General features: G+C 64.4%; 9 protein-coding genes and 1 pseudogene. 9 read left to right on the plus strand and 1 reads right to left on the minus strand.

Annotated elements, in window-relative coordinates:
* On the minus strand, positions 1 to 1,215 hold a 1,215-nt coding region (locus tag ACESL8_RS04615), incomplete at its 3' end, for a diguanylate cyclase domain-containing protein (protein WP_372916443.1).
* Positions 1,216 to 1,530: 315 nt separating this feature from the next.
* Between ACESL8_RS04615 and ffh the strand changes: the two genes are divergently transcribed.
* From ffh to ACESL8_RS04660, 9 genes and pseudogenes are all read left to right on the plus strand, one after another.
* Positions 1,531 to 3,033 (plus strand): signal recognition particle protein, encoded by a 1,503-nt coding sequence (gene ffh / locus ACESL8_RS04620; protein ID WP_372916445.1) that lies wholly within the window; start codon positions 1,531 to 1,533, stop codon positions 3,031 to 3,033.
* A gap of 44 nt (positions 3,034 to 3,077) precedes the next feature.
* Positions 3,078 to 3,662, plus strand: a complete 585-nt coding sequence (gene rpsP, locus ACESL8_RS04625) for a 30S ribosomal protein S16 (protein WP_372916447.1) — start codon at positions 3,078 to 3,080, stop codon at positions 3,660 to 3,662.
* A 12-nt stretch (positions 3,663 to 3,674) separates the two neighbouring features.
* Positions 3,675 to 4,163 (plus strand): ribosome maturation factor RimM, encoded by a 489-nt coding sequence (gene rimM, locus ACESL8_RS04630; protein ID WP_372916449.1) that lies wholly within the window; start codon positions 3,675 to 3,677, stop codon positions 4,161 to 4,163.
* Complete coding sequence (gene trmD / locus ACESL8_RS04635; protein ID WP_372916451.1) at positions 4,160 to 4,891, plus strand: tRNA (guanosine(37)-N1)-methyltransferase TrmD; 732 nt, start codon at positions 4,160 to 4,162, stop codon at positions 4,889 to 4,891. The genes rimM and trmD overlap by 4 nt, the downstream gene beginning before the upstream one ends.
* Position 4,892: 1 nt before the next feature.
* Positions 4,893 to 5,270: a 50S ribosomal protein L19 gene (gene rplS / locus ACESL8_RS04640; RefSeq protein ID WP_372916453.1), complete on the plus strand. Its 378-nt coding sequence runs from the start codon at positions 4,893 to 4,895 to the stop codon at positions 5,268 to 5,270.
* A 93-nt stretch (positions 5,271 to 5,363) separates the two neighbouring features.
* Positions 5,364 to 5,810: a YbgC/FadM family acyl-CoA thioesterase gene (locus ACESL8_RS04645; RefSeq protein WP_372916455.1), complete on the plus strand. Its 447-nt coding sequence runs from the start codon at positions 5,364 to 5,366 to the stop codon at positions 5,808 to 5,810.
* The gene (gene tolQ / locus ACESL8_RS04650; RefSeq protein ID WP_372916457.1) at positions 5,810 to 6,520 is read left to right on the plus strand and encodes a protein TolQ; all 711 of its coding nucleotides are present in this window, start codon (positions 5,810 to 5,812) and stop codon (positions 6,518 to 6,520) included. Before ACESL8_RS04645 ends, tolQ begins: the two co-directional genes overlap by 1 nt.
* Positions 6,520 to 6,966, plus strand: coding sequence for a protein TolR (gene tolR / locus ACESL8_RS04655; RefSeq protein ID WP_372916459.1), 447 nt, complete (start codon positions 6,520 to 6,522; stop codon positions 6,964 to 6,966). The genes tolQ and tolR overlap by 1 nt, the downstream gene beginning before the upstream one ends.
* Positions 6,963 to 7,233 (plus strand): annotated as a pseudogene (locus ACESL8_RS04660) (hypothetical protein); the annotation flags it as partial. The gene tolR and the pseudogene ACESL8_RS04660, both read left to right, overlap by 4 nt.

The raw sequence follows: 7,233 nt of genomic DNA on the forward strand, positions 1-7,233 counted from the left end.
AAATTCATCCCCGCCAAGGCGGCTGGCAAACAGGCCGGGATCGGCAGTGCGCAGACGAAAGCCGACCCGCGTGATCACACGATCGCCCATGGCGTGGCCGTAGCGATCATTGACCTGCTTGAAGCCATCCAGATCGACCAGCAGCAGGGCAAAGCCCCTGCCTTTGGCAAGGCGGTGATCCAGTTCTTCGAGGAAAGCGCGGCGATTGGGCAGGCCAGTAACCGGGCAACGGCGAATCTCGCGGTTCAGTTCGGCAATCGAATTGCGTTCGCCGGTGCTGTCGCGCATCACGCTTACCCAGCCCCCATCGGGCACCGGCTGGCATTCCATGTCGATCACCCGATTGTCGTTCAAATGCAGCGCCGCGTTGAACGCCTGGCGCGTGCCCACCAGCAGAGCGGCGTGGCCCAGAAACTCCTCGCGATTGCTGGCCGCAGTTTGCATATTGGGCGCATCGGCCAGCATTTCGGCGAAGGTTGGCGGATTTTTCGGATCGACGGGCGCAACACCCAGCAACACCATTGCGCTGCGGTTCATCACCACGACTTTCAGATCGGCATCAAGGATGGTCACGGCTTGGCTCAGCGTGTGGACCGCGGTTTCGAGGCGTTGACGCTCGGCGCCCTGCGTTTCGCGCGCGAGAAGCAGTTCGGTATGCGAAGCATAGGCACGGCGCGCCAATGCCACGCACAGCAACCCGAACACCAGCACCCCCACACCAGCGCCCGCGCCCCACGGCGCCGGCCAATAGCGGATCAGTGAAAGGCCGATGGGCAGGCTGACGGCCGGGAACTGTACAAGGGCAATCAACGGCCGGCCGGGGCCAGCGCCATTGGCTGCGCCCAGCGTGGCCAATGCCAGCATCACCCCCACTGCTTGAACGACCAGCGGCGATGACCGGGTCAACAAGGCGGTGACGATGCCGCCCAGCCCCACTGAAACGATGATGGTCCCCAGCACATATCGGGACTCAACCTCGTCAAGATCGACATTCGACGAGGGATTGCGAACAGCGCCGCAGGCATAAATGACGAAAGCCAGCCCAGCCAGCGCCAGGCCGGCAAAGAACAGCGCCAGCAAGCTCTTGACCGAAAGGGCGGTGGCAATAGCCAGCACTGCCGCCACCGGCCCGGCTGCGGCGAATGACAGGAAATAATTGCCCAGATCGCGGGTGAGTTCGGCCTGAAGCGGCGCAGGTAGCGGGGGGCCGAGCATCTGGCGGGCCAAGGTTCGCGGCCAGCTGCGGCGCCCGTGCAGTTCCGAAGTATGATTGTTTGGTTCCGCCATGATATGACGATAGTTTAACATGACCACAAAAGGCTGGAAAGCGCCCGTTGCACGGGGGGTAGCGGCCGGCCCGGCCTCGGTCGCCGCCGCAGTGCTTGACCGCTCTGCCCCGTCCGCTTATGAAGTCCGTTGTCTCCGGGAGGAGGCATTGCGTCCGAGGATGCACGCCGGCCAGCGAGTTTTCGCCCGCCGGCGCGTTTCCATTTGGAGGCAAATCGAGTTTGGTGAAAGGGCCTCTGGGCTTTGTTTGATAGTCTTTCCGAACGGTTGGGCGGCATTTTCGAGCGGTTGCGCGGCCGAGGCGCGCTGACTGAAATCGACGTGCGCGCTGCCATGCGCGAGGTGCGCGTGGCGTTGCTGGAAGCCGATGTTGCCCTGCCGGTCGTGAAGGATTTCATCGAGAACGCCACCGCCCGTGCTATCGGCGCCGAAGTGACCAAATCGGTCACGCCAGGCCAGCAAGTGGTCAAGATCGTCAATGATTGCCTCGTTGAACTCCTGGGCGGCAACGACGAGCCGACCCCGCTGAAGATCGCTGTCACCCCGCCGGCCGTGGTGATGATGGTGGGCTTGCAGAGTTCAGGCAAGACGACCAGCAGCGCCAAGCTGGCGATCTGGCTTGCCGCGCGTGAACGCAAGAAGGTGCTGATGGCCAGCCTGGACGTCGCCCGTCCGGCGGCGCAGGAACAATTGCGCGTGTTGGGCGAACAGGCCGGCATCGCCACGCTGCCGATCATCGCCGGCCAGACGCCCGTGCAGATTGCCGAACGCGCCCGCCAGTCCGCCCGGCTGCAGGGTTTTGACGTGGTGGTGCTCGATACCGCGGGCCGCCTGGGCGTTGATGAGGCGCTGATGGCCGAAATGGCTGCCATTGCCGCCGCCACCACGCCCGATGAAATCCTGCTGGTGGTGGACAGCCTGACTGGCCAGGACGCGGGGAATGTGGCCAGCGCCTTCAAGGAACGCGTTGCGCTCACCGGCGTAATCCTCACCCGGATGGACGGCGATGCCCGCGGCGGCGCTGCCATGTCGATGCGCAGCGTCACCGGCGCACCGATCCGCTTTGCCGGCGTTGGTGAGAAACTTGATGCGCTGGAATTGTTCGACGCTCGCCGCGTTGCCGGCCGCATCCTGGGCATGGGCGACATCGTTGGCCTCGTTGAAAAAGCCGCCGCCAATTTCGAAGCCGATCAGGCCGAGAAGATGGCGGAGAAATTGGCCAAGGGCCAGTTCGACATGGACGATCTGCGCCAGCAATTGTCGCAGATGAAAAAGATGGGCGGGCTTTCGGGGCTGGCTGCGATGTTGCCGGGCATGGGCGCCGCCAAGAAGGCGATGGATTCAGGCGCGGTTGCGCCCAAGCTGCTCGACCACATGGAAGCGATCATCCTGTCGATGACCCCCAAGGAGCGCGGCAAGCCGGAAATCCTCACCTCAAAGCGCAAGATCCGCATTGCCAAAGGCTCCGGTACCACGGTGCAGGATGTCAACAAGGTGCTCAAGATGCACCAGGAAATGGCCAATGCCATGAAGCGCCTGAAAAAGTTGGGCGGCATGAAGGGCATGATGAAGATGCTGGCCGGCCAAGGTGGCCTTTCAGGCGGCGGATTGCCCGGTCCGGACAGCGCCGCACCAGCAGGCGAAGGCCCCGGCGGTGCGATCGATCTGGGGGCGCTTGGCCGGATGTTTGGCCGCCCCGGTATGGGAGGCTTGCCGCCCGGCTTCAACAAATTTGGCAAAAAATAACTGCAAACCCCTGTTTCAACTGACTTACTGGAAGGAAAATATCTATGGCTATCTCTATTCGTCTTGCCCGCGGCGGCATGAAGAAGCGTCCGTTCTATCGCATCGTCGTGTCCGATAACCGCAGCCCACGTGACGGCAAGTTTCTGGAAAAGCTGGGCACCTATAATCCGCTGCTGCCCAAGGATTCGGCCGAGCGCGTGAAGCTGGACACCGACCGCGCTGCCTATTGGCTGAGCGTTGGCGCGCAGCCAACCGACCGTGTCGCCCGTTTCCTTGATGCCGCGGGCCTGCGCACCCGCGCCGTGAAGAGCAACCCGAACAAGGGTGAGCCGGGCGCCAAGGCCAAGGAGCGCCTGGAAACGGCCGCCCAGAAGGCCGCCGAAGCCGTTGCAGCTACCGCGGCTGCCGAAGCCGAAGCCATTGCAACTGCTGCCGCTGCTGAAGCTGAAGCCGCCGAAGCCGCCGCCGCTGCTGCCGCCGCCGCCGCCGAAGCTGCTGCCGCTCCGGTGGAAGAGGTTGTCGCTGAGGAAGCGCCGGCTGCTGAAGCCGTCGAAGCAAACTCAGCAGCTGAAGTCGCCGACGAAGCTCCGGTTGCTGAAGCTGCCGGCGACGACAAAACCGCCGCATAAGGAGCAGCGGCAATGGCGGCCGATCAAATCGTTCTGGCCGCCATTGCCGGCGCCCACGGCATTCGCGGGGAGGTGCGGCTGAAGCTGTTCACCGACGACGCGCTAATCCTCGCCCGCCACGCCCGTTTCGATGCGGGCGGGCGGGCCTTGGTGGTGGCAAACATCCGTGCCGACAAGCCCGGCACCGCCATCGCCCGGCTTGAAGGCGTGACAGACCGCAACGCGGCAGAAGCCTTGCGCGGGCTTACCTTTTGCGTGCCCCGCACCGCCTTGCCGCCGTTGGCCGAGGGCGAATATTATGTCGCCGATTATCTTGGCCGCACCGTTGTGGACCAAGCCGGCGAATTGGTCGGTACGGTCAAATCCATCGAAAATTTCGGCGCTTCGGACATCATCGATATCGCCTTGGCTGCGGGCGGATCGGTCATGGTGCCGTTCGTTGCCGATGTGGTGCGCGAAGAGCCTGACCGCTTGATCGTCGACAAAGCCTGGCTGGAATGATCTGGCGAGCGACGATCCTCACGTTGTATCCGGAGATGTTCCCCGGCCACCTCGGCCAAAGCCTGGCCGGCCGGGCGCTGGCGGAGGCAATTTGGGCCTGCAACGCGGTCAACATCCGCGATTTCGCCGCGGACAAGCACCGCACCGTCGACGATACACCGGCTGGCGGCGGCCCGGGCATGGTGCTCAAGGCCGATGTGCTGGCCCGCGGCATCGATGCCGTGGCCGATGGCCGCCCGGTGCTGGCGATGACACCGCGCGGAAAGCCGCTTTCGCAACAACGCGTGCGCCAATTGGCAGCCGGCCCCGGCGCCATCATCCTGTGCGGGCGCTTTGAAGGCTTTGACGAGCGCATTTTTCAGCGCCGCGCCATCGAGGAAGTGTCGATTGGTGACTATGTGCTGTCGGGCGGCGAGGTTGCCGCGCTGGCGGTGATGGATGCTTGCGTGCGCCTGCTGCCCGGTGTAATGGGCGCGGCTTCAAGTGGGATCGAGGAAAGCCACGAAAGCGGCCTTCTTGAACACCCGCACTATACCCGGCCCCCCGAATGGGAAGGCCTCCATATCCCCGAAGAGTTGCGATCGGGGGATCATGCGCGCATCGCCAAATGGCGGCGCACGCAGTCCGAAACGGACACACGGTCACGGCGGCCGGACTTATGGGATCATCATCGGGATGATCGGGTCCATTCGCCCTCTGGCGCGCGACAACAGAAGAAAGAGGAATGAGATGAATCTCATCCAGACACTCGAAGCCGAGCAGATTGCCAAGCTTACTGAAAAACGCACCATCCCGCTGTTCCGCGCCGGCGATACGCTGCGCGTTGGCGTGAAGGTTGTGGAAGGCGAGCGCACCCGCGTCCAGAATTACGAAGGCGTGTGCATCGCGCGTTCGAACCGCGGCATCAATTCGTCGTTCACCGTGCGCAAGATGTCGTTCGGCGAAGGCGTGGAACGCGTGTTCCCGCTGTACAGCCCGAGCATCGAAGCCATCGAAGTCGTCCGCCGCGGTGTTGTCCGCCGCGCCAAGCTTTATTACCTGCGCGGCCGAAGCGGCAAGTCTGCCCGCATTGTCGAAAAGCGCGACGCGCGTCCAGTCAAGGACTAATCCCCATTCAAACTGCCGAAAGGGCGCCGGCGGCACTGCCGCTGGCGCCCTTTTTCATTGCGTGTGCACGGCGCTGCCCCCTATCTGATGTCCATGGCCTCCCTTCCCCCCTCCGGTGCCATCGATGGCGGCATCCACCGCCTGGCCCAGCGTGTCTATTTCGAAGACACCGATGCGGCCACCATCATGTATCATGCCAAATATCTGCATTTTCTGGAACGCGGCCGCACCGAATTCCTGCGCGTTGCCGGAATCGATCACGGCGCCGCTGTGAAGGCCGGTGAAGGCGCCTATGCGGTGACCGAAATGCAGATCAAATGGCTGCGCCCGGCGCGGCTGGATGATGTGCTGGTCATCGAAACCCGGCTACTTTCGGTCCGTGCCGCCGCGTGCCGCATCGAACAGCGCATTACCCGCGCCGCTGAGCCGCTGCTGGAGGCCACGCTCACCGCTGCCTTTCTCGATCCGGCCGGCCGCCCCCGCCGGCAACCGCCCGCGTGGATGGCGCGGTTCCACGAACTTCTGGCCCAGGAACCCTGATGCAAACCGATATTGCCCTCAAAGCTGCTGCCGAACTATCGCCTTTCGCCCTGTTCCTTCAGGCCGATATCGTGGTGAAGGCGGTGATGTTCGGGCTGTTGGCGGCCTCGGTCTGGAGCTGGGCGATCATCCTTGAACGCTCACGCCGGCTGTCGCGCCTGAACGGTGAAGCCGCCAAGTTTGAAGACTGGTTCTGGAAGGCCAAGGATCTCGACAGCCTTTATGAACCCGCCTCCCGCGCCGATCACCCGTCTGCCCGCGCCTTCCTGGCCGGCATGAACGAATGGCGCCGCAGCCTCGCCGTCAAGACCGGGCGCGGCATCGACCGTGATGGCCTGCGTTCGCGTCTGGCCAGCGCCATCAACGTCGCCATCGGCCGCGATATCGACGAACTGTCGGATCGGTTGAACGCGCTCGCCACCATCGGTTCGGTGGCGCCGTTCGCCGGCCTGTTCGGCACGGTGTGGGGCATCATGCGCAGCTTTGCCAGCATCGCCGCCAGCCAGAACACCTCGCTGGCCGTGGTTGCACCCGGCATCGCCGAAGCCTTGTTCGCCACCGCCATCGGGCTGTTCGCCGCCATCCCTGCTGTGATCGGCTACAACCGCCTGCTGCACCGCGTGAACCGGCTCGAAGCGCGGCTGAATGCGTTTGCCGAAGAGTATCTGGGTCTCCTCTCGCGCCAGCTTGACGGCATGGACGGGCAATAATGGGCATGGGCGCAAACTCAGGGCGGCGGGGCAGGGGAAAAGGCCGCCAACCGATGGCGGAAATCAACGTCACCCCGCTGGTGGACGTGATGCTGGTGCTGCTGATCATCTTCATGGTGACCGCGCCGCTGCTGGTCGCCGGCGTGCCGGTCGATCTGCCCGACGCCAAGGCGCAAAGCCTGCCGCAAGACCAGACGCCGATCCAGATCAGCCTGAATGCCGCCGGCGAATTGTTCGTTGATCGCCTTGCCATCACCCCCGCCGCGCTCCCCGCCAAGCTCGCCGCGCTGCGCTCCGCACGCAGTGACGATGCGCGGGTGTATGTGCGCGCCGATCGCAGTCTGGATTACGGCCGGGTGATGGCTGTCGTGGCTGACGTCAACAGCGCTGGGTTCAAGAAAGTCGCGCTCGTCACCGACGGCGGGGCGGCACCCAGAACACCGTGACAGCCAAAATCACCAGGGCCGAACGCCTCAGCATCGCCGGCGCCGCCGCCGCGCACCTGGCACTGCTCGCCGGGCTCAGCCTGGCGTGGCAGCACAGCACGCCGATGCTGGCCGCGCCCACCGACGCCGTGCCGGTGGAAATCGTCGACATATCCGACGCCCCGCGCACGCCCGAACCACCCGCGCCCTCAATGGAAGCCGCACCGCAAGACACCGCCGCCGCCGCGCCAGTAGCCGAAGCCGCACCTGACCCCGAGCCGGTGCAAG

It is taken from the genome of Sandarakinorhabdus sp. (genome assembly GCF_041689835.1).
In the GTDB taxonomy this organism is placed as follows: domain Bacteria; phylum Pseudomonadota; class Alphaproteobacteria; order Sphingomonadales; family Sphingomonadaceae; genus Sandarakinorhabdus.